This window comes from Microcoleus sp. Pol8_D6 (genome assembly GCF_036700965.1).
In the GTDB taxonomy this organism is placed as follows: domain Bacteria; phylum Cyanobacteriota; class Cyanobacteriia; order Cyanobacteriales; family Microcoleaceae; genus Microcoleus.
In genome coordinates this window covers 22,075-42,179 of the sequence record NZ_JAUBPW010000033.1, presented here as the reverse complement: position 1 = coordinate 42,179, position 20,105 = coordinate 22,075, and the positions used below count along the sequence as shown (strand labels likewise).

19 protein-coding genes are annotated in these 20,105 nt (G+C 46.5%); 12 read left to right on the top strand and 7 right to left on the bottom strand.

Annotation, left to right across the window (positions count from 1 at the left end; translation table 11 throughout):
• Window positions 1-12 precede the first annotated feature (12 nt).
• Window positions 13-228, top strand: a complete 216-nt coding sequence (locus QUA10_RS15195) for an AbrB/MazE/SpoVT family DNA-binding domain-containing protein (RefSeq protein WP_333083353.1) — start codon at window positions 13-15, stop codon at window positions 226-228.
• A 198-nt stretch (window positions 229-426) separates the two neighbouring features.
• Here QUA10_RS15195 and QUA10_RS15190 read toward each other — a convergent pair whose 3' ends face one another.
• Both QUA10_RS15190 and QUA10_RS15185 read right to left on the bottom strand, forming a co-directional pair.
• Entirely contained in the window at window positions 427-2,184 is a 1,758-nt protein-coding gene (locus tag QUA10_RS15190; protein WP_333083352.1) for an ABC transporter ATP-binding protein, read from the bottom strand.
• A gap of 306 nt (window positions 2,185-2,490) precedes the next feature.
• The gene (locus QUA10_RS15185) at window positions 2,491-2,973 is read right to left on the bottom strand and encodes an FxLYD domain-containing protein (RefSeq protein WP_333083351.1); all 483 of its coding nucleotides are present in this window, start codon (window positions 2,971-2,973) and stop codon (window positions 2,491-2,493) included.
• 190 nt (window positions 2,974-3,163) lie between these two features.
• Here QUA10_RS15185 and QUA10_RS15180 point away from each other — a divergent pair, with 190 nt between their 5' ends.
• A complete protein-coding gene (locus tag QUA10_RS15180; protein WP_333083350.1) occupies window positions 3,164-3,355 on the top strand; it encodes a tyrosine-type recombinase/integrase in 192 nt (63 codons plus the stop codon).
• Between the two features lie 461 nt (window positions 3,356-3,816).
• On the opposite strand, the gene QUA10_RS15175 is transcribed toward QUA10_RS15180, so the two are convergent.
• Both QUA10_RS15175 and QUA10_RS15170 read right to left on the bottom strand, forming a co-directional pair.
• Window positions 3,817-5,526: an ABC transporter ATP-binding protein/permease gene (locus QUA10_RS15175; protein WP_333083349.1), complete on the bottom strand. Its 1,710-nt coding sequence runs from the start codon at window positions 5,524-5,526 to the stop codon at window positions 3,817-3,819.
• Between the two features lie 615 nt (window positions 5,527-6,141).
• A complete protein-coding gene (locus tag QUA10_RS15170) occupies window positions 6,142-7,845 on the bottom strand; it encodes an NAD(P)/FAD-dependent oxidoreductase (protein ID WP_333039330.1) in 1,704 nt (567 codons plus the stop codon).
• Between the two features lie 93 nt (window positions 7,846-7,938).
• Between QUA10_RS15170 and QUA10_RS15165 the strand changes: the two genes are divergently transcribed.
• The gene (locus QUA10_RS15165) at window positions 7,939-8,853 is read left to right on the top strand and encodes a PPC domain-containing protein (RefSeq protein ID WP_333083348.1); all 915 of its coding nucleotides are present in this window, start codon (window positions 7,939-7,941) and stop codon (window positions 8,851-8,853) included.
• A 184-nt stretch (window positions 8,854-9,037) separates the two neighbouring features.
• On the opposite strand, the gene QUA10_RS15160 is transcribed toward QUA10_RS15165, so the two are convergent.
• On the bottom strand, window positions 9,038-9,649 hold the full coding sequence (locus tag QUA10_RS15160; RefSeq protein WP_333083347.1) for a hypothetical protein: 612 nt from the start codon (window positions 9,647-9,649) through the stop codon (window positions 9,038-9,040).
• A 52-nt stretch (window positions 9,650-9,701) separates the two neighbouring features.
• Window positions 9,702-10,877: a bifunctional diaminohydroxyphosphoribosylaminopyrimidine deaminase/5-amino-6-(5-phosphoribosylamino)uracil reductase RibD gene (gene ribD / locus QUA10_RS15155; protein ID WP_333083346.1), complete on the bottom strand. Its 1,176-nt coding sequence runs from the start codon at window positions 10,875-10,877 to the stop codon at window positions 9,702-9,704.
• Between the two features lie 192 nt (window positions 10,878-11,069).
• On the opposite strand from ribD, the gene QUA10_RS15150 reads away from it, so the two are divergent.
• Window positions 11,070-11,930: an FAD-binding domain-containing protein gene (locus QUA10_RS15150; RefSeq protein ID WP_333083345.1), complete on the top strand. Its 861-nt coding sequence runs from the start codon at window positions 11,070-11,072 to the stop codon at window positions 11,928-11,930.
• Window positions 11,931-12,010: 80 nt separating this feature from the next.
• Window positions 12,011-12,424, top strand: coding sequence for a hypothetical protein (locus QUA10_RS15145; RefSeq protein ID WP_333083344.1), 414 nt, complete (start codon window positions 12,011-12,013; stop codon window positions 12,422-12,424).
• 107 nt (window positions 12,425-12,531) lie between these two features.
• Here the strand turns inward: QUA10_RS15145 and QUA10_RS15140 are convergent, their stop codons facing one another.
• Window positions 12,532-13,071 carry a cyclic nucleotide-binding domain-containing protein gene (locus QUA10_RS15140; RefSeq protein WP_333083343.1) on the bottom strand — a complete coding sequence of 180 codons (540 nt, stop codon included), beginning with the start codon at window positions 13,069-13,071 and terminating at the stop codon, window positions 12,532-12,534.
• A 147-nt stretch (window positions 13,072-13,218) separates the two neighbouring features.
• Here QUA10_RS15140 and QUA10_RS15135 point away from each other — a divergent pair, with 147 nt between their 5' ends.
• The 7 genes from QUA10_RS15135 to QUA10_RS15105 all read left to right on the top strand — a co-directional run bounded on the left by QUA10_RS15135 (window position 13,219) and on the right by QUA10_RS15105 (window position 19,883).
• Window positions 13,219-13,497, top strand: coding sequence for a hypothetical protein (locus QUA10_RS15135; RefSeq protein ID WP_333083342.1), 279 nt, complete (start codon window positions 13,219-13,221; stop codon window positions 13,495-13,497).
• 231 nt (window positions 13,498-13,728) lie between these two features.
• Window positions 13,729-14,838 carry a hypothetical protein gene (locus QUA10_RS15130; RefSeq protein ID WP_333083341.1) on the top strand — a complete coding sequence of 370 codons (1,110 nt, stop codon included), beginning with the start codon at window positions 13,729-13,731 and terminating at the stop codon, window positions 14,836-14,838.
• Window positions 14,839-15,162: 324 nt separating this feature from the next.
• Entirely contained in the window at window positions 15,163-15,426 is a 264-nt protein-coding gene (locus QUA10_RS15125; protein WP_333083340.1) for a hypothetical protein, read from the top strand.
• Window positions 15,427-15,777, top strand: a complete 351-nt coding sequence (locus QUA10_RS15120; RefSeq protein ID WP_333083339.1) for a type II toxin-antitoxin system VapC family toxin — start codon at window positions 15,427-15,429, stop codon at window positions 15,775-15,777.
• Window positions 15,778-15,996: 219 nt separating this feature from the next.
• Window positions 15,997-16,272 (top strand): hypothetical protein, encoded by a 276-nt coding sequence (locus tag QUA10_RS15115; protein WP_333083338.1) that lies wholly within the window; start codon window positions 15,997-15,999, stop codon window positions 16,270-16,272.
• Window positions 16,265-16,606: a type II toxin-antitoxin system PemK/MazF family toxin gene (locus QUA10_RS15110; protein WP_333083337.1), complete on the top strand. Its 342-nt coding sequence runs from the start codon at window positions 16,265-16,267 to the stop codon at window positions 16,604-16,606. The genes QUA10_RS15115 and QUA10_RS15110 overlap by 8 nt, the downstream gene beginning before the upstream one ends.
• Window positions 16,607-16,670: 64 nt before the next feature.
• The gene (locus tag QUA10_RS15105) at window positions 16,671-19,883 is read left to right on the top strand and encodes an AAA family ATPase (RefSeq protein WP_333083336.1); all 3,213 of its coding nucleotides are present in this window, start codon (window positions 16,671-16,673) and stop codon (window positions 19,881-19,883) included.
• Window positions 19,884-20,105: the final 222 nt, after the last annotated feature.

Below are 20,105 nucleotides of genomic sequence, written 5' to 3'. Positions count from 1 at the left end.
AAAGGAGAAACTATGCAGTCAGCAATACTGATTATAACCAAAGTTCTTGCAGGGAATAAACTTGAAATTCAAGTGCCACTTGGATCTGTGGGCGAAGAGGTTGAAGTTTTTGTGATTATACCAGAAAAGCCTTGGAAAACTTTTTTTGATAGTTTGAATATGTTTTCTGACGGCTTTATGCTAGTCAGAGATCAATTGTCTTTGGAGACGAGAGAGGCTTTTGAATGAAATTTTTGCTAGATTAGGACTTACGCACGGGTGGTCAGAAACCGGGTTTGTTCGAGCATACTTCGTTGAGGCCAGCAGAAACGGCCAAAAACCCGGTTTCTTGTCGAACTTACGCACGGGTAGTCAGAAACCGGGTTTTTTCCAGAATACTTGGTTGAGGCCAGCAGAAATGGCCAAAAACCCGGTTTCTAACGTAGCCTACTGACTAAACTGTTGAGCGTAGTAGCCAGCATATCGATCGCCCTTTTCCAGCAACTCCTCGTGCGTCCCTGATTCCACAATTCTGCCTTTTTCCAAAACTAAAATGCGATCGGCTCTCCGCACAGTAGCCAAGCGGTGCGCGATAATAAACACAGTGCGATCGCGCATCAATCTTTCCAGCGCTTCCTGCACTAAACTTTCGGATTCCGAATCCAGCGCCGATGTCGCTTCATCCAAAATCAATATTCTGGGATCAAGCAAAACTGCACGGGCGATCGCAATTCTTTGTTTCTGTCCCCCAGACAAATTTACACCCCTTTCTCCTACCCAAGTTTGATAGCCGTCGGGAAACTGACTAATGAATTGATGAGCGTTGGCAATTTCCGCAGCTTTTTGAACATCTTTCAGTTCATAATAAGATTGACCGAAAGCGATATTTTGAGCAATTGTACCAGAAAATAAAATCGTTTCTTGCGGTACAATTCCAATTTGTCGCCGCAGAGTATTTAAGGTAACATCTTGAATATCAATACCGTCAATTAAAATCTGTCCCGCTTGCGGATCGTAGAATCTGGGTAATAAGTTTACTAAAGTAGTTTTACCCGCACCGGATGCACCCACGAGAGCAATCATTTCTCCGGGAAGCACCAACAAACTCATGTTTTGCAGAATCGGAACCCCCCCTTGCCCCCCCTTATCAAGGGGGGGTTGAGGGGGGTAGGCAAAATTAATATTGCGGTATTCGACTTTTCCGGTAACATGGGGAAGTTCGATCGCCCCAGGCTTTTCGACTACAGCGGGTTCAATTGCTAATAATTCAAAAATGCGATCGCTAGAAGCTTCTCCCTGCTTAAAATCCCCGTAATTAGCAGTTGTAATAGCGATCGGGTCAATTAAAAGTGCCACCCCTGCGATATAACTGATAAATTGAGTACCTGTGAGGTTTCCTTGAGAAATTTGCCAACCACCCAGGAAAAAAAGCAAAATCACGCTCATCGCTTCCAAAAAGCCTACTACAACGAACTGAAGTGCTTTTACTCTTTCTGACAAATACTTAGCGCGCCGGTTTTGTTCTGCTTCTTCTGCAAAGCGGGCAATTTCGTAGTCTTCAGCCACAAATGCTTTGATTAAACGAATGCCGCTAAATACTTCTGTCAGCAAAGCGGATAAATCAGAGATGCGATTTTGACTTTGCCGCGAGTAACTCAGCAATCTCTCGCCAAACCAACCAATTAAAATAGCCATCAGCGGTGCAATAATTAATGCACCCAAGGTTAATTGCCAGTTGAGATAAATCATATATCCCAAGACCGCAATTAGCTGCAAAATACAAGGAATAAACTGATGAAAAAATTTATTTATCACTTCGCCAATGCGGTCAATATCTTCGGTGAGGCGGTAGGATAAGTCTCCGGTTTTGGCAGTTTCAAAGTAGCCGAGATTGAGTTTTTGCAGGTGGGAGTAGACTTTTTTGCGAATTTCTAAAGCAATAGTCAAAGCTGCTTTTGCCATCAGCGTATCTTGACCGTACTGGGCTGTACCGCGAAGTAGAAATATAATGGCGCTGAGTGCAGCAATTTGAGCGAACCCTTGTAAATCTCCTTTACCTATAAATTTGGCTGTTTCGCCAACCAGCCACGCTATAATCGGCCAAAATACGGTAAATACTACGGTACAAGCTAATGCTTTACCGATGGTTTGTTTTTGGGGACGGAGGTAGGGTAAGATTTGCCAGTATGTCGATCGAGTTTTCAAGATATTTTGCCCTCGCAAATTCTGTTTTTGGGGATCTCTGCAAGAATATTCAAACTTCGATCCCCCCTAACCCCCCTTAGTAAGGGGGGGACAAGATTATTATTCAAAGTCCCCCTTTTGAAGGGGGATTTAGGGGGATCTCTGCGTAAGTCATAGAGATATCTGAGCCAAAACATGATAACAGCGATCGGGCAAATCTCCACAATCATTCTTCACCGAAAGCATCCGGGATACAAAGCCCCCGGATTCATCCGTGGGTTAACTATCCAATTCTTCAATCTAAAATCTAAAATCTAAAATCTAAAATCATTCCTGACCGTCGGCATGAGTAGCCTGTACTTTAGCCCCCGCGACAACTGCACCCCGAAAGGCGGCTGACTGTCCGGGTGCAAGAGTAACTGGTTCAGCGTAGATAAATCCGTTGTCAATTAAATTGCCTGACTCGTCCAAAACTTCATAATTGACTTTGACATTCTTGATTATTTTGCAGCCTTGATTAAGGACTTGACCGCTAAAAAACTTGCCGTCATAATTAGTCGCCGCAATTGACACCTTCGCAGCAATGTTGGAACCGGGAATGCAAGTTTGGGAAGTTCCTAAAGCTGGCTGTTTCTCGCACAACTTGCCTAAGTCTATTGTTTTGCCGTCGGGGGTTTTCATGTAGCAAAACGGCTCGTCAATTTCGGAGTTTTGGGCAATTGTATTTGTAGCGTCTGCAATCAAAAGGCGAGCTGATATCGGGGACATTAGTAAACTAGATAAAGCTACTGTTAAATGTAAATAAATCATGCTTTTTTAGGCAAGTTAGGAAATGAATTCTACAATACTAGACAGCTAAAATTTAGGCTAGCATATCTATATTTAGGGGGTGTCGCACTCACGCTGCATTGTGCTATAATAAGACATCAAACTTTAGAAAGTAAAGTAAAGTCATGGTCGTTACTCAAGATAACCCAGGACAAAAACGTTAGAACTGATTGTGGTGTTCTTGAGCAGGAAAGGAGAGCACTTGACCCCATCCCACGTTCTCAAAATTCTAGCGACTGCCGGCAAGCGGGTCGAGGTTGAGGGGAAAGTTTCGCCGCACTGGCTAAGGCATTCTCCCGCCAGTCAGGCATTGAATAGGGGTGTGCCCATCAACTTGGTGCAAGCAACATTGGGACACAGCTAAATTGAGACGACGGGTCGCTATCTTCACGCGAACCCTGCGGATAGTAGCGGGTTGCATCTGCTGGTGTAGCACTAGGGCAGCAGAACTATAACTGCTTTCTCCACTACATCTTTTCAAACAGGGCGATCGCTATCAGTATATAGGAATCCTAAATGATTTGCGTAATTATTGTAGGGGCAATCCCCCCGTGGTTGCCCCGATAGAGAGGGGGTAGGCACGGGGGCACTACCCCTACAAATTTATCTGAATGATTTAGGATTGCTATACTGCGTTGGAGTCTTTATCAACTGCTTTCAAGTGATGTCAATGCTAGGGCAACACGCGACGCTATTGAAAAACTCCTAAAAGGGAAGTGATGGACAGGTACGGTCAAAAGTTACTCTGTTCTACCCGATCGCACGCCTGGAATTTTGAGGCGGATACGGTAAAGACCATTACTTGCAGTTCGGCAATTGCATTTTTCAAGCAAACTCGGCGAGATCGGGGGTGTAATCTTGAGCCGATATCAGATGCCAATTGGTATTACCAACTAGCCTTAAGACCTGCTCGTGATACTGTACCAAAGTCGGACGGTGACCGACACTGATAAAGGCAGTTCCTGTTTCTTTGAGCAACTGATAGAGCCGTCTCTCGTTAGCCACATCCAATGCACTCGTTGATTCATCCAAAATAGCGTAGCGAGGTTTAGTCAGCAGTAGGCGTGCAAATGCTAACCGTTGTTGTTCTCCTAGTGACAAAACATCAGCCCATTCCAATTCCACATCAAATCCACCTACCCGTTCTGGCAAATGGGAAAGATTGACTTGTTCGAGTACTTCGTGCAGTTGTTCATCAGTAACTTGACCGCTGGTGTTGGGATATAGCAATTGGCTGCGTAAGTCCCCTAGCAGCATATAAGGCCGTTGGGGCAAAAACAGCGTTTCCTCCGGTTTAGGACGGACAATGCAACCCGTACCCCCATTCCACAATCCTGCGATCGCTCGCATTAACGAACTCTTGCCAGCGCCAGAAGGTCCAACAATCAAGACGCTTTCACCCTGCCCCACCTTGAAAGATAAATCTCTAACTAAGATTCGCTCATAGTTAGGCGTCTCTAAGGTAACTCGTTGGAGAGCGAGATAGTGCTGTTCCACAACATCAATCGTTGCCATGCCGGCTCGAGGTGCTGCCATTTGCTCGGACAGAACCCGATCAAATGTTCCTAAACGATTAATCTGAGTGGTAAAGTTAGTTAGCATATCAAAATTCTCGGCAATAAAGCCCAGGGCACTTAAAATAGACACAAACGCTCCAGAAGCTTGCGTTACCTGCCCAAAATCTATCTGACCCGCAAAGTATCGATGAGCTAAAAAAACTATAGGTAAATTTGTAAATATCATCCCTGTTCCTTGGGTAAAGAAACCAAGGTTACGCTGCAAGACAATCAGGTTATTAAAATTATTCAATACTTCATTAAATCGCTGTGATACTGCACTAAATTCACGCTCTTCACCTCGGTAAAAAGCAATGGATTCACTGTGATCTCGAAGATGAACCAAACTATAGCGAAAATTTGCTTCTCGTTGTAACTGATTGAACTTTAATCTACTTAATCTCTTACCTATAAAGATAGTGAAAACAGTTCTAAAAACAGCCAGTATAAATACAACTAAAGTCAGTGCCTTGTCAATTGTAAAGAGAACGCCGAGAAAAGAAATTATTGTGACAACTTGGTTGAATAATAATCCCCAAATATCAATATTTTGCTTAACAAACAAATTAACGTCTTCAGCTAAACGCTGATCGGGATTATCAACCTTATCATTGAACTTAATTTTGTAGAAACTTTGATTGCTAAAATATTTCTTCAGTAAGTGATTCGTTAGCCACTTTCGCCAGTAGAGTTGCAGTACATTTTGCGAATATAAGAAGAAAACCATAATGGGCGTGAATATGGCAAACAGACCCAATAGCATCAGCCACATCTTATAGAAGTCTGAAACATTCTTTCCCGTGACTGCATTCATCAAGTCCCGCATAATATAGCTCTGGACTATGCCCACAGCATTGAAACCTAGCATTAATAACATTATGAGGGCGAACAACCCCCTAGCTCCCCATTTTTCTCTGGAAAAGAAGTAGGGGTTTGCGATCGACCAAAACTGCTTTACCGACTGCTTCAATTGATTCATCTTTTCTTATGGGTAGGAAAAATTGTGCTTTGGTGGAAACTACCTGTAGCGGATGGGGCAATTCTCATCATTCATGTCCATCAGCGACACCTGGTATGGGTGATGCTCCCGTGGTACTTCCCTAATGATGCTCGGATAACTTCATGATTTCTATCTTAAGGTAGATGACAGATCTCAAACATCAGTAATTTTACTGATTTAACGGAACTTACCCCGCACACGGGGTAAGTTCCGTGTGAAACCATTGCGAGGTGAGACTTGCCCGGAGCGTCCAAGTCTTTTAGATGACTACAATCTCTTACAACCCTTATGTGGCTGGGTTTTTGCTTAAATTCATCTATAGAACAATACTCTCGCCCTAAATATTGAGAAAATCTTAAATACATGACTACGGTTTGTCGGCAGTCAAGTCGCTAAAACCGAGACGGGACAAAGAATACAGCCCACAGAACTACCCCCGCAGGGGGTAAGTTCCGATTTAAAATCAGTAAAATGGCTTTAAGCTGTTGGGCATCTAAATTGTATTTTTGGGCGGGCTACAAGCCCACCCCACAAGAATTAGATGCACGGGCTAGGAGCAACGGCAAACAAGCATTAAATACGCACCTTGGGAGATTATCTAATACTCGGCTTCCTATTCCTAAGATTCTGCGCTCCGGGAACTTTCCGGCTGGGACGGCGATTGTTCAAATTGCTCGCAGTTCGAGCATTCAAAGCATCAGCAGAAGGTATCAAACCCAAGTCTTGCAAAATTTCAACAGCCGCCCTTTGTCCAGTTTCGCAACCGCCTTCCATGTAACCTTGATTTTCCAGCGAAGTGTGTTCCCCGGCAAAATATAAATTGCCAACTCGTTCGCCTTCAACCCCGTACATTTGCGTCCACTGTCCGACTAAATAGCAGGAATAAGAACCTTTAGAAAAGCGTTCTCCCGGCCAATAAGCTCGCACAGCTTTGCCCGATCGCAAATTTCTCACTCCGGGAAAAACTCTTTCAAATTGGTTCAAAAATCTTTGTGCTTGGTCTTCGGGAGTTCCGGCACCGATCGACAAACCCTGCTTTCCTCCTGTAAAATTAGTAACTAAACCGTTAGGAGTAGCAACAAAAGGCGTAGCTTCCCAGGTACTCTGGAATCCTAAATCGCTATAAACAGAAGCAGTCGATCGATAAGGTTCCCGCCAAATTCGGCTGCGGTAGCCGGTAATTAACTTAGAATTAGTACCGTAACCCAATTGCTCGATCGCCCTACGCTTCGGTTGGGGCAAAGGTACGTTAATTTTAACGTCTCGCAGAGTGCTGAACGGCAAAGTTAACAAAACTCGCTCGTAAGTGCGCTCGAAGGCGCTTTGTCCCGATCGCAAATTTACCCGATAGCGGCCATCCGGCAAAAGAGTAATCGCTTCCAAAACCGTCCCCGCCTCGATCGAACCAGACAATTGACCCGCCAAACGGTTGATAATTTGACTATTACCCCCGTCAATTTGATAACGCTCATCGCTGTTGCCGTACAATTCAAAACTGCCCGGTTCAGAACCGATTAAAAACAGCAGATTTAACGCCGACTGTTCTTCAGGATCTCGACCGTATTCTCCCGTATAAGCAATGCGGAGTAGCTGCCGGACAATCGTGCTAGTCTCAGCTTGATCTACATATTCAGCGATCGAAAGATTGTCCAATCTTTCCGCTGCTTCTGTAAAATCTTGATAGCTAATTTCATCGCCAACCGCCTCCAAATCAGCAGTAATTTTACTCGCTAGCGGCGCAAAATCTGCGATTATTTGCTCAAGAGAAAAGCGGCGCCCTTGAAAGAAAAAAGTATCCTTCACCAGTCCACTCTGCACTTGGGCTAAGTCGATCGCCCGCAAACCCAATTCCGTCGCCAGCGAGATTAAATTAGTGTGGCCGGTGTCAATAAATTCTCCCCCCAGATCCGCCGGAATCAGCGTTCCAGCCACCTTGGGAATAGTGCGAATCCGCCCCCCCACGCGGTTAGTTGCCTCGATTATATCGGCGCGCACGCCCGCTTGGCGCAAGCGATAGGCCGCCGTCAAACCCGCAATCCCCGCACCCACAACCAAAATCGGCGATCGTCCGCCCTGTTGAGCAAAAGCTCCCCCTCCCTCCCTGGTAAAAGTCGCAGCAGCCACAGCCCCCGCAGCAGCTAAACCTCCGTGCAGCAAGCGGCGCCGAGATATGGGAGAATTGGGAATGCCAGCGCTCAGCATCCCCAGCAGTTCATCAGCCGGAATGCCCGTTTCCCTTGATTTCTGAGCAATACTCGCAGCGCGGCGCAGCATTGCCATCAGTCCAGATTTAGCCATAATTAAGACATCCTCACAAAACAAAACTTTGATGTAAACTGGATTCTCGATCGTGCAATTTCCAGACTAAAGTCCAGAGAGATTTTTTTAATAATGCTAACCCTCAGAACACTGTTCGACAGCAAATTTTATCTCGAAAACAACCCAGATGTGGCCGTAGCAGTTGCCAGAGGCACGGTATCGAGTCCCTTCGATCACTACCGAAAAATTGGCAAATTTGAAAATCGCGACCCGAATGCCCTGTTCGACGCCAGCTATTATTTAGACACCAATACAGATGTAGCGGTATCAGCCAAACTCAATGGCTTTTCAGCAGCCGATCACTTTATTAGATTCGGTCAATTTGAACGACGCAACCCCAACCCTTTCTTCGATGTTGGTTTCTATTTAGCAAGCAACCCAGATGTTCAGACAGCAGTCCAAACAAATCAATTTACCCCTTTTGAACACTACTTCAAAGCCGGTCAATTAGAAAACCGCAAAGCCAGCGTTTTCTTCGATCCCAGCTTTTATCTAGAAAAATATCCGCTGGTAGCAGCAGCAGTCCAAAGCGGCGCAGTTAAAAGTGCGATCGACCATTACATTCAATTCGGTCAACAAGAAGGACTGTTGAGCACTCTCCCCGATCCCGCCGACAATTTGAACGCAGCAAAAAGCCTGGGCATTCTCACAGAAATTCAAACGGCGAGCGATTTGGTGGGAGCAGCGGAACCAGCCGACATTTACAGTTTCATCCTCAATACTCCCAGCCTTTTCAGTGTAACTGTTGACGGTTTGAGTGCAGATGTTGATGTTGAATTAATTCAAGATCTCAACGGCAACGGCGCAGTTGGATTAGATGATCTTATTGCTTCGTCTAACAATTTAGGCACGGCTTCAGAAACAATTGTCAGCAATGGGGCTTTACCTGCGGGGACTTATTTTGTCCGCGTTTCTCAATTTCAAGGCGATACAAATTATGACTTGAGATTGCTAGCCGCTCCCTCAGTAATACCGCCCCAATTATAAAATCAAAATAACGTATATAGCAAGCCTAAATCATTCAAACAAACCGCGACTTCTCCTCACTTCTCCTGTCTTCCTTCGCGGTCTTTGCGCCTTCGCGGTTCGTAAAGAAACATCTGGTTCACAAATGATTTAGACTTGCTATAAAACAGGCTGCAAAAAGGGCGAGCGACAATTTGCCCAGGTTTCACTTATTAGTTGCTGGCCCGCTGGGAGAAGGCAAAGATTGAACAGGTGCCGGAGGCCAATTAGAGCGACTTCTGCTTAGAGTAGTAGACACCAAAGCATAGCCCAAAATAGCAGGAAGCACGATCGCACTCATAAACACGATCGTCGCAGCCCAAGTCATCGCATTCGAGATCGGGCCGTAATGAGTGCGGTAAGGGTCAAACATGGGTAAATTAGGCATCGGGGCATCCCGCAGCGCGATCGGACGTTTGAACCGCACCCGCCTGTCGTCTAGCTTTTCGAGCAAAACCCAGCCAACTTCCGCCTCTTCCTGGCATAGCTTGTGAAAAATCGCAGGATTGCGGAACAAATCGTTGCTAGCCCGCACAATCTTGTACTCCCAAACCGTCAAATCAACAGAATTTGGTTCAGACTGGGGATTGCCATTGGATCGCGCATTTTCAGGCGCATTAAAATTATCTTCTTGAGATTCGTACCGAGTCAAAACTTCCTCCTCCTCATCGCATTTTTGCCCCGCATCCAATTGCTCGTGGTTCACCAAAAGACCCACAAGCGCAGCCTCCAAGCCGAGACTGCCAATCATCAAACTCCAAATCAGAATTTCAACCATAAAAGGAGTTAAAAGTTAAAAATCAGAAACTCAAAAGACTCGCTTTTAACTTTCAATCTTTAACTTTTAAATAGCCTTCTACCACACAATCTGCACCAACTGTGCGCCAAGAAACCCGCTCTAAAGTCAAAGCATCAGTCATTGCGGAAAAGCCCAAATCTCCTACAGGAGTTGGAGCACCTTTGCCACCGACAATTTTAGGAGCAATAAAAGCCATAATTTTTTGAACTGCACCCTCAGCAATTGCCTGAGCGGCTAAAGTGCCACCGCACTCCCAGAGTACAGAAAGAAAAGATCGATCGTACAAATAAGCCATAACATTAGTCGGTGTCAGAGGCGAGAGCTCCACAACTTCCACCCCTTTGGCGATCAAAAATTCCTGAAATTCCGGGTTAACCCCAGGCTCAGTCAGCACCAAAGTAGCCGCCACAGAGGTTTCCCACAACCAAGCCGACTTCGGCAAATCCAAAGTGCGGCTCATCACCACCCGCAAAGGATTATTCCTATCAGGCTTGTGACTCGTCAGCAGGGGATTGTCCAGACGCACCGTGTTTCCCCCAACAATCACAGCATCGCAGCCGACGCGCACCCGGTGTACCTCGCTCCGAGCCTCCTCGCCTGTCACCCAAGCGCTGTGGCCGCTACTGGTAGCAATTTTACCGTCCAAAGTCATTGCATATTTCAAAATTCCAAAAGGCCGGCGGTACAAAATCCGGTGCACAAAAGCCTCGTTGAGTTTCTGGCAAGCTTCCCCTTCCACTCCCGCCACCACTTCAATGCCAGCCTCTCGCAACCGGGCTAGCCCACTTCCAGCTACCAAAGGATTCGGATCGACCATGCCAGCCACTACTTTTGCCACCTTGGCCTTAACTAAAGCTTCGGAACAGGGAGGAGTCCGGCCGTAGTGGTTGCATGGTTCCAGGTTCACGTAGACGGTCGCTCCTGCGGCGAGTTCCCCCGCTTCCCGGAGCGCAAAAACTTCGGCGTGAGGTTGACCGGCACCGGGATGAAACCCTTCGCCGACAATCTTGCCGTCTCGGACAATTACAGAACCGACAAGGGGGTTGGGTGCGGTTTTGCCGAGAGCACGGCGAGCCAATTCTATGCAGCGGCGCATCATGGCTCGATCGAACTCTTGAACTTCGCTGTTTTCCAGTTGTTTTGTACCTTGCAGCTGTCCGTTAGTTAAGCTGGCGATCGCTTTAGCGTGCGCCGGAAAAGTTTCCATAAGATTTTGGTATTATATCTATCCCTGAGTGTACTGAACTTTGATGCTAATTTTGGCTGCGATCCGACGATCTATTACGGCTGGGGCAAGCTGTACGTTACCAGGAGTGAAGGGCAATTTAGGACATCGATCCGGCACGCCCGATCGAATAGCTTTAACATGAGTAAAGAATAGCAGGCGCTTGAGAAAACAATGAGTCAGGACATGAAGCGGGAATTTGCCAGCCGCGATGAATTAATTGCCTACGTGCGTGAACATTTCCCCGAAGCCGCCGGCCGGGACAGCAGCGTACCCCCAACCCCAGGCGGGCGGAAAGCAGCCGAGACAGCCCTGCAACAAATTGACCCCGGCAAATACGCCTCAACCCGCAATTTCCTCAACGGTGCGGTAACGCGCTTGTCGCCCTATTTGCGCTACGGCGTTTTGAGTCTTGCGGAAGTCCGGGATGCCGTGCTGGAGAAGGTGCGGCATCCAGAAGAAGCTGTGAAACTTGTCAACGAGTTGGGTTGGCGGGATTATTGGCAGCGACTGTACGCCGAATTGGGCAACGGCATTTGGCAAGACCGGGAACCGTACAAAACTGGTTACACTGCTAAAGATTACAGCGAAACTCTGCCACAGGATGTCGTCGAGGGCTCGACTGGTTTGGTTTGCATCGACAGTTTCAGCCGGGAGTTGCGAGAAACTGGTTATTTGCACAATCACCAGCGGATGTGGACTGCCGCTTATCTCGTACACTGGCGCCGCGTGCGTTGGCAAGCCGGAGCTCGCTGGTTTTTGCAACATTTGCTAGATGGAGATCCGGCGAGCAATAATCTTTCTTGGCAGTGGGTAGCAAGCACTTTTAGTCACAAACCTTATTTTTTTAATCGCGAAAATTTGGAGCGTTACACTAAGGCGGTTTATTGTCGCGATTGTCCTCTGTATGGGCAATGCGATTTTGAGGGGACTTACGAATATTTGGAAGGGCAGTTGTTTCCTCATGGAGAAAAGGTCGATCGTAGCGGCGGTTCTAAAAGTTGGCAAGGCCCTAAAAAAGGTCGCAGAAATTAAAAAGTTATTAGTCAGTAGTCAGTAGTCAACAGTAGTCAGTTGTCAACAGTCAACAGTCAACAGTCAACAATTCGCAATTTATGAACAATCCGATTATTTGGCTGCACGGTGACTGCTTGAGTCCTGAAGGCCCGGCTTTTCAAGCGCACCCAGAGGCGCCGACCATCTGGGTTTGGGATGATGCGCTCATTGATGAATGGCAGTTGAGTCTCAAACGAATGGTGTTTATTTACGAATGTTTGCTGGAGTTGCCAGTAGTTATTCGGCGGGGTGATGTGGCTGCAGAAGTTATCGCTTTTGCGATCGAATCCGGCGCCAATCAAGTGGTAACTACCGAAAGTCCCAGTCCTCGGTTTCAGGATATTTGCCGGGAAATTAAGCGATCGCACCCTGTAGAAGTTTTGCCACCCGAACCCTTTGTCCGCTACGATGGTTACATTGATTTGAAGCGTTTTTCTCGCTATTGGCGCGTCGCTGAAAAATATGTTTTCTAATTGGGAATTGGTAATTGGAAATAGGTGTTACTTTCTCTTCCCTCTTCCTTCTTCCTGAAATCCGTTACATCCGTCGAGCGAATCCGTTGCCGAACTTCCCTCTTCCTTCAACTCCTCTTCAAACGCTCCAACAGCCATTGAAATCTCGATTCCGCCAAATCTGGATTTTCGACATTTTGCGGGATGGAGTCCTCGTCGTCGGGATCTTGATATATTAAACAATCACTCTCATCGCCGAAGCGTTTGACTGTACCCCGCAGTCTCGATGACAGAAATTTGGTAATCGCCCGATAAAACCGCAGGGAAAAAAGCACGTCTTGCTCAAGTTTTTCAGTTAGTAGGCGCCGGGGAATTGACAGGATGAGGCACTCTTCAATTGCCGTGACGCTAGCAGAAGGAAGCCTCCCGTCTACAAAAGACATTTCGCCTAACACTTCGCCGGAAATAATTTTTCCGATTTCTTTGTCGCCCAAAGATGATACAGCAACGCTCAAAGTTCCCTCCAGAACTATGTACAGAGCGTCTAAGGGCTTACCTTCGGTGATCAGAGTTGTGCCGGGGAGGACTTGGGTGCGGGTGCCGTTGGCGAGCATCCAATCGATGTCGCGATCGCTCAATTCGCCTAATATGACTAGAACTTTGCTCATAAAGTCAGGTTGAGATCAAATAATTTGTATTTTTTTACTTGTTTACTTGCGTGCTGTTGTGAGATGTCAGACCCTGAGCGAAAGCGAAGGCTAAACTTTACAAATAGAACACTAAATTTTACACAATTTTCATAAAATTCAGTAATTTTGACACGATCGACCCACAAATATTTCTCGGAGCGGTGGTATTATTCTACATTAATTGTCATGGACTGTGCAGCAGCCGATCGCGTTGTATTAACTGTACTTGCTGTGGACGGCGGGGCTGCCAAAACAGTTGTGAAAGCTTGTTGTCTCTTGGTTTCGAGCTGGTGCGCCCTCAAAAACCGGATTTTTTCGGCATGGCTGCGAGTGCAGCGCCCCCAAGTACAGTATTGTAGAATCCAAGCGAAACGCGCGATCGACCCCTCAATTAAACAGGATTAAGGGTGAAATCATCCCTAGGATTGATTTTTAGCCGATCGATCTGTAAATTAAAATTAGCCTCTAAACCCACCGTCCGTTCTTGAATCTAATCAGCTTGAGAGTTGACTATTCAACGGTAAAATGGCAATCTAGGAACAACACAACTCATATTTGTGTCTTTTTTTAGCAAAGCTCTCGACGGTCGCCCTCAAACACTTACACTTTTAACACACCCTTCATTGAGGAGTTTCTATGAATAGTCTATTTTCCAAGTCTACTTTTGCGTTAATAAATCTTGCAGCTTTAGCTGTTTGTTGCAGTACCATGTCAGCGAAAGCTGAAACTGGCAACTTGCCCGATGTCGCTACAACTGCAACAATCGCAGCTCAAAATATTGACCAAATTTCTGAGCCGACGGCAACTTCATCAGTTAAACCCGACGCAGAAACAACGGCTAGTAATAAAAAAATTGATTCGATCAGTTGGAGCGAACTAACAGAAGCGGCAGAGTCAGCAGCCTCTGAACCGGCCACCAACTTGCAAGTATCTATTGCTGCACCCGAAAAAGCGGAAGCAGCAACATCTGAAATTGCTGAGACAGAAACAGCGCAAAATACATCCATTGCTGCTGAGACCCAAAAGTCGGAAGAAACCGCTAAAATTGCTGATAATGGTGTCAAAGTGCAGTCAACAGTCGAGACTGCCAAAAAGAGCGATCGACCTACCTCAATTGTTGCCCAGAGCAATAATCTGGAAGTAACAGCAACGAAGGAAGAAAAAGAAGTCCAAACAGCACAAGAATTGTTGAGCAATCCTGTCAGCACTTCCGCATCAGCTTTGACAAACCAACCGAAAGTTGCTGAAAAACCTGCAACTGTCTCGGAAGCAACTGAAAAAGTGGCTCAGGGAACTCAAATCCGACCAGGCCGAGCTACCCGTTCTGGACCCAGCTATATCGGCATTGGTGGCAATGTAGGTTTTGGCGGAGATTCAGCTTTAGGCGACGGTTCATTTGCGATTATTAGCAAAATCGGTTTGACGAACAATTTGTCGGTGAGACCGACTGTTTTGTTGCGCGACAACTTAACTCTTCTAGTTCCCGTTACCTTCGATTTTGTATCTCAAGAGACCGTCGAAGTCAGCGAGGATTTTGTGATTAGTGCTGCTCCCTATGCAGGTGCTGGCGTGATAGTTACTACCGGGGATGACGGTAATTTTGGCTTCCTGATTTCTGGGGGTGTAGATGTGCCGCTGACGACAAATTTAACAGCAACAGCAGGATTGAATATTGGTTTTGTTGACGGAGCTGACGTGGGATTGTTAGTCGGTGTCGGCTATACGTTCCCGAATCTTGTCAGGTAGTGTTGCTGTTTGAGCAAACACAGGACAAATAAATAGGCGCGGGGTTGACTGTAGGAATACAGTCAACCCTTTTTGATGATGGAAAATCTGCCTATGCGATCAATGTAGGGTGCGCCACAAGCACAGAGCGGTAATGTAGGGTTTGAAATCTTCGTAGAAACCGGGCTTCTTTACTCGTCTAGGACGCACAAGCCCCATTGATGAAGGATAATAGGTCGTTTCAGCGATCGATATAAGTCCAGAAACCCGGAATATCCGTGACGCAAGCGAAAGTCTGATAGTTGTATAATAGACAAACTAGCCAAGCGTAAAAAGTAGAGTCCTATGCCCCAGGGAATCTTCAAGAAAATCCTCAATCAGCTTGACGCTCTGGAACTGCTAGAACTACAGCAACTAGAGCGGGCTATTGGGATATATCTGGCCCAGAAAGAACAAACTGCTCAACGGACAAAATTGCACCAAGCACTGTTAACTTCTGGTTTAGTAAAAAAAATCAAGCATTCTTCTGGGAGTCAGCAAACAGAACGGCGAATAATTCAGGTACAGGGCCAGTCTGTTTCTGAGACAATTATTGACGAACGCCGCTAGATGACAATTTATTTTGTAGATAGCAGTGCGCTGGTCAAACGCTACATTAATGAAATAGGTTCGGCATGGGTTTTGAGTTTGTGCGATCCTGCACTTAACAACGATATATTGATTGCTGCTATTACAAGTGTTGAAATTGTTGCTGCAATTACCAGAAGGTCGAGCAGCATAAGTATCAACGCGACAGATGCTACAGCAGCGTGCAATCAGTTCAGGAGTGACCTACAATCTGAGTATCAGGTTGTAGAATTCACCGAAAGCATTATTAACTCTGCAATGGCATTAGCTGAAACCTACGGATTGCGAGGCTATGATGCTGTGCAGCTAGCAACAGGCTGTGGCATATCATAACCTTTGCACAGCTAACAGTTTGCCTGCGATGACTTTTGTATCTGGTGACGGGGAGCTGAATGCAGCAGCAACAAGTGAGGGTTTGATAGTTGAAAATCCCAACAACTGCCCGTAAGGTCGCAAGCCCGTACAGTAAAAACTGCACAAATCTCGTTTGTAGCCGAGTATCGGGATGCTCCCGGATCGATCGTACTTTCTCACCAACCACCCGAAAAAACCGTGACCAAAACAGAAATCTTAGCAGCACTCAAAAATCTGACAGCAGAAGAACGCCTAGAAATCATCGAAACAGCTTCGCGGATGATGCGCGAAGAAATAGAAGAAAAAGCCCAGCACAAAGCTGAGAGAAAGCGTAGACTCAGAGCCGCAGCAGAAGCAGCAGTCCAAGATTATATGCCGGGAGGTGCTTTACATGATTTGTGGTCGGCTGACAGCGAACCCTATTTTGAATCCGAGGAAGAATACCTGAACGCAGGGATAAAAACTAATGCGTAGAGGTGAAATCTGGCTGGTTACGCTTGAACCTACTGTGGGCGCCGAAATCGGCAAAACCCGTCCGGTAGTAATTGTCAGCGATGAAACGGTGGGAATTTTGCTGCTTGAAGTTATTGTTCCCATCACTGACTGGAAAGAGCGATACACAGAGAGAAATTGGATGGTTAGACTAGAACCGAGTGGCGAAAATGGCTTGGCGAAACTCTCCGCCGCCGATACTTTTCAAGTCCGTTCCCTCTCGCAACAAAGATTTGTCCGACAACTCGGATCCCTGTCCGATACAATTATGGAAGAAATTGCAGAAGCACTGACAATTGTTCTGGATCTAGATTGAATAACTAGGCAACAGCGTACAAATAGTGTTAATTATAAATAGATTGTACGGCGCGGCGGCCTAAATGATTCCCATACAACTTACACTTAAAAATTTTCTCAGCTATCGCGAAGCTGCTTTAGACTTTCGCGGCTTGCACACAGCTTGCATTTGCGGGCCTAACGGTGCTGGCAAATCCTCCCTCTTAGAAGCCATATCCTGGGCAATTTGGGGCTGTTGTCGCAGCGATACGGAAGACGATATCATCCATATCGGCGAAACAGATGTGCGCGTTGATTTCACTTTCTCCACCGGCGGTCAAATATACCGGGTGATTCGCAACCGCCGACGCGGACAATCGGGAAGTTTGGAATTTCAAGTAGCAACAAACCCCCCCTTTCCCCCCCTTGGTAAGGGAGGGCCAGAAGAAGTGAATTCTTCCCTTAATGAAGATCCAGAAAACTTAAATTCTTCTCCCCCCCTTGGTAAGGGGGGGTCGGGGGGGGTGAATTTTCGCACGCTTACAGACAAGGGGCTGAGAACAACTCAGCAAAAAATCCTCGAACACATCAAACTAGATTACGATACTTTCATCAACTCGGCGTATTTGCGACAGGGGCGAGCTGATGAATTTATGCTCAAAAAGCCGATCGAACGCAAACAAGTTTTAGCCAACCTGCTCAAACTGGATCAATACGATACTTTATCCGAACAAGCCAAAGATACTTCCAAACAATTTAAAGCTCAAGTCGAAGTGCTCAAACAGAGTTTGCTAACCGTACAACAGCAACTGCAACAAAAAGAAGCTCTTGCCTCAGAACAAACTCAATTGCAGCAAGCAACCGATTTGCTTCAGCAGCAGCAGCAAGCCGACACAACCGAGTTACAGCAACTGCAACTCCAGCACCACAACCGTCAAACTTGGCAAAAACTCCTCGCCGGCCACCAGCAACAGCACTACAATATCACTCAAGAATGCCGCCGTTTGCAGCAAGAACTCAGCGCAGCCAAACAGCAGCAAAATGAGCTGCAAGCTCTCCTAGGACAAGAAAAGGAAATAACAGCAGGCATCGCGTATTTCCACAGCTTGCAAGCAACAGAAGAGACTCTGGCTGGCAAATTCAAAGCCAACCAACAAGCCCAAAATCAGCGTCAGGAATTGCAAGAACAGCAACGGCAAGAACTGAGCTTTTTGCAAAGCAAAATTCAGCAGTTGCAAGCTCAATTAGAGGTTTTAGAACAGGATGAAAAAGATGTTCTGGAGATTCTCAAACAGCAGCCGGAGGTTGATAAAGGACTCGCACAGTTGCAAGCAGTTCGATCGCGCCTCAACGAACTAGAGCAACTGCAACTGCAAGTTTCGCCACTGTTACAACAGCAGCAGCAAAAGCAACAAAAGCTCGATCGCGCCCGCGCCGGTTTAACCGCCCGCTTAGACGAAATCAACCGACAGGTGCAAGTTCAGCAGCAGCAGCGACAACCGCAATTACAGCAGGAAATCTCGGCAATTGCGAATCAAATTTTGCAGTTGGAAAACAAGCGAGTTTATCAGCAGCGAGTCCGCGAAAAAGGTCAAGAAAGGCACGACTTTCTAGGAAACCTGCAAGCCAAAAGCCGCGATTATCAAACCAGACTCGCCGAGATCGACCAAAAACTGCAACTGCTGCGGAAACATGAAGGAGAAAAAACTGCCGGCGAAGGTAAAGCGTCGAATTTTGCGGAAAACGAGCCATCGAATTCGCCTTTAATGGTGCGAGATGCAAATTTTGGCAATTGTCCTTTGTGCGATCGACCTTTAGACGAACACTACTGGAATTTGGTAGTCACAAAACACCACTCCCAACAGCAGGAAATCTGGAACCAACTGTGGGTTGTGCGCGAACAGTTAGCCGTCTCCGAGCGCGAAATTCAAGTTCTCAGACATGAATACCGCGAACTAGAAGAGGAATTAGCGCCTTACCAAGAATTGCGGGAACGCCGCAGCCATTTGCAAGCACAATTAGATAGCCTGAGCCAAGATGAAAACCGACTGCAAAGTATGCGTCAAGACGCTGCCGAAATAGAGCGGTTGCTACGCACCGGCGAGTATGCAGCCGATGATTTGGGCGAACTCCAGCAAATCGAACAGCAACTGCAACAGCTCAATTACAGCGATCGCAGCCACTCCCTCGCCCGCAGTGATGAAAAGCGCTTGCGGTGGACGGAAATTAAGCAAGCTCAAATCAAAGATGCTCAGCAGAAACTGAATAAAATTAATGCCCGCCGCCCGGATTTGCAAACTCAATTAGCCACCGTACAGCAACAGTTAGAACAGCAAAAAAATAGCTCGGAAATACAGCAGCAAATTCTGTCTTTAGAGAGATACATTGCGGAAGTTGGCTATAATTTGGAGCAGCACGAACACGTCCGCAGCGAAATGCGCCGATCGCAGTTTTGGATAGCTCGTGCCGAAAAATTGCGCTCGGCAACTGTGCAGTACCCGCAAGTGCAGCAGCGGGTTAATGAAATAGCAAATTCCATCGCAGTCCGCGATCGAGATTTGCAAGCTGTCAGCGCTCAAACTGCCGCGATGAACCAGCAATTGCAAGAACATCCCGATCCCACAGCTCGCATAAGTGCGATCGAACAGCAAATCAGTCGCCGCCGCCAGCAGCTAGACCAACATTTGGGAAGTCTCGGACGCCTCCAGCAGCAGCAACAAAATCTGGAAAATCTGCAAGTTCAGCTAGTAGCTCAAAAAGAGCAAATGCAAGTTGCTAAACGCCAGCAGCGAGTTTATCAAGAGTTGGGTCAAGCATTTGGTAAAAACGGCATTCAAGCTTTAATGATTGAAAATGTTTTGCCTCAACTCGAAGCTGAAACCAATCAGATATTGTCGAGATTGAGCGCGAATCAATTGCACGTTCAATTTATTACTCAGCGGGCTGCTGCTTCTAAAAAAGCAACTAAATTGATTGACACTTTGGACATTTTAATTGCTGATGCTCGCGGTACTCGCGCCTACGAAACTTACTCTGGCGGTGAAGCTTTTCGGATTAATTTTGCGATTCGGCTGGCGTTGGCTAGACTGCTGTCTCAGCGGGCGGGTACGGCTTTGCAAATGTTGATTATTGATGAGGGGTTCGGGACTCAGGATGCTGAAGGGTGCGATCGGCTGATTGCTGCAATTAATGCGATCGCCTCCGACTTCGCCTGCATCCTCACCGTTACCCATATGCCGCACCTCAAAGAAGCTTTTCAAGCCAGAATTGAAGTAAGCAAAACTGCTCAGGGTTCTTGCATTAGCTTGTCAATTTAAAAGGGTTGATGAACCGGATGGAAGGAGGAGAATAAAAAAAGTTCAACATATCAGTGTTTTCACCTTCTGTTTTCTTGTCGCCTTCGGTATTTTCACCTTCTGTTTTCTGGATAAGTACCGAATGCCTTCTGTTATACTACTTACTTTCAAGCAAAAAGGCAATTGTATGCCCGTGCCCCAAACCATAATGGAATCAGTCATTGCCAATCTAAAATCTAAAAT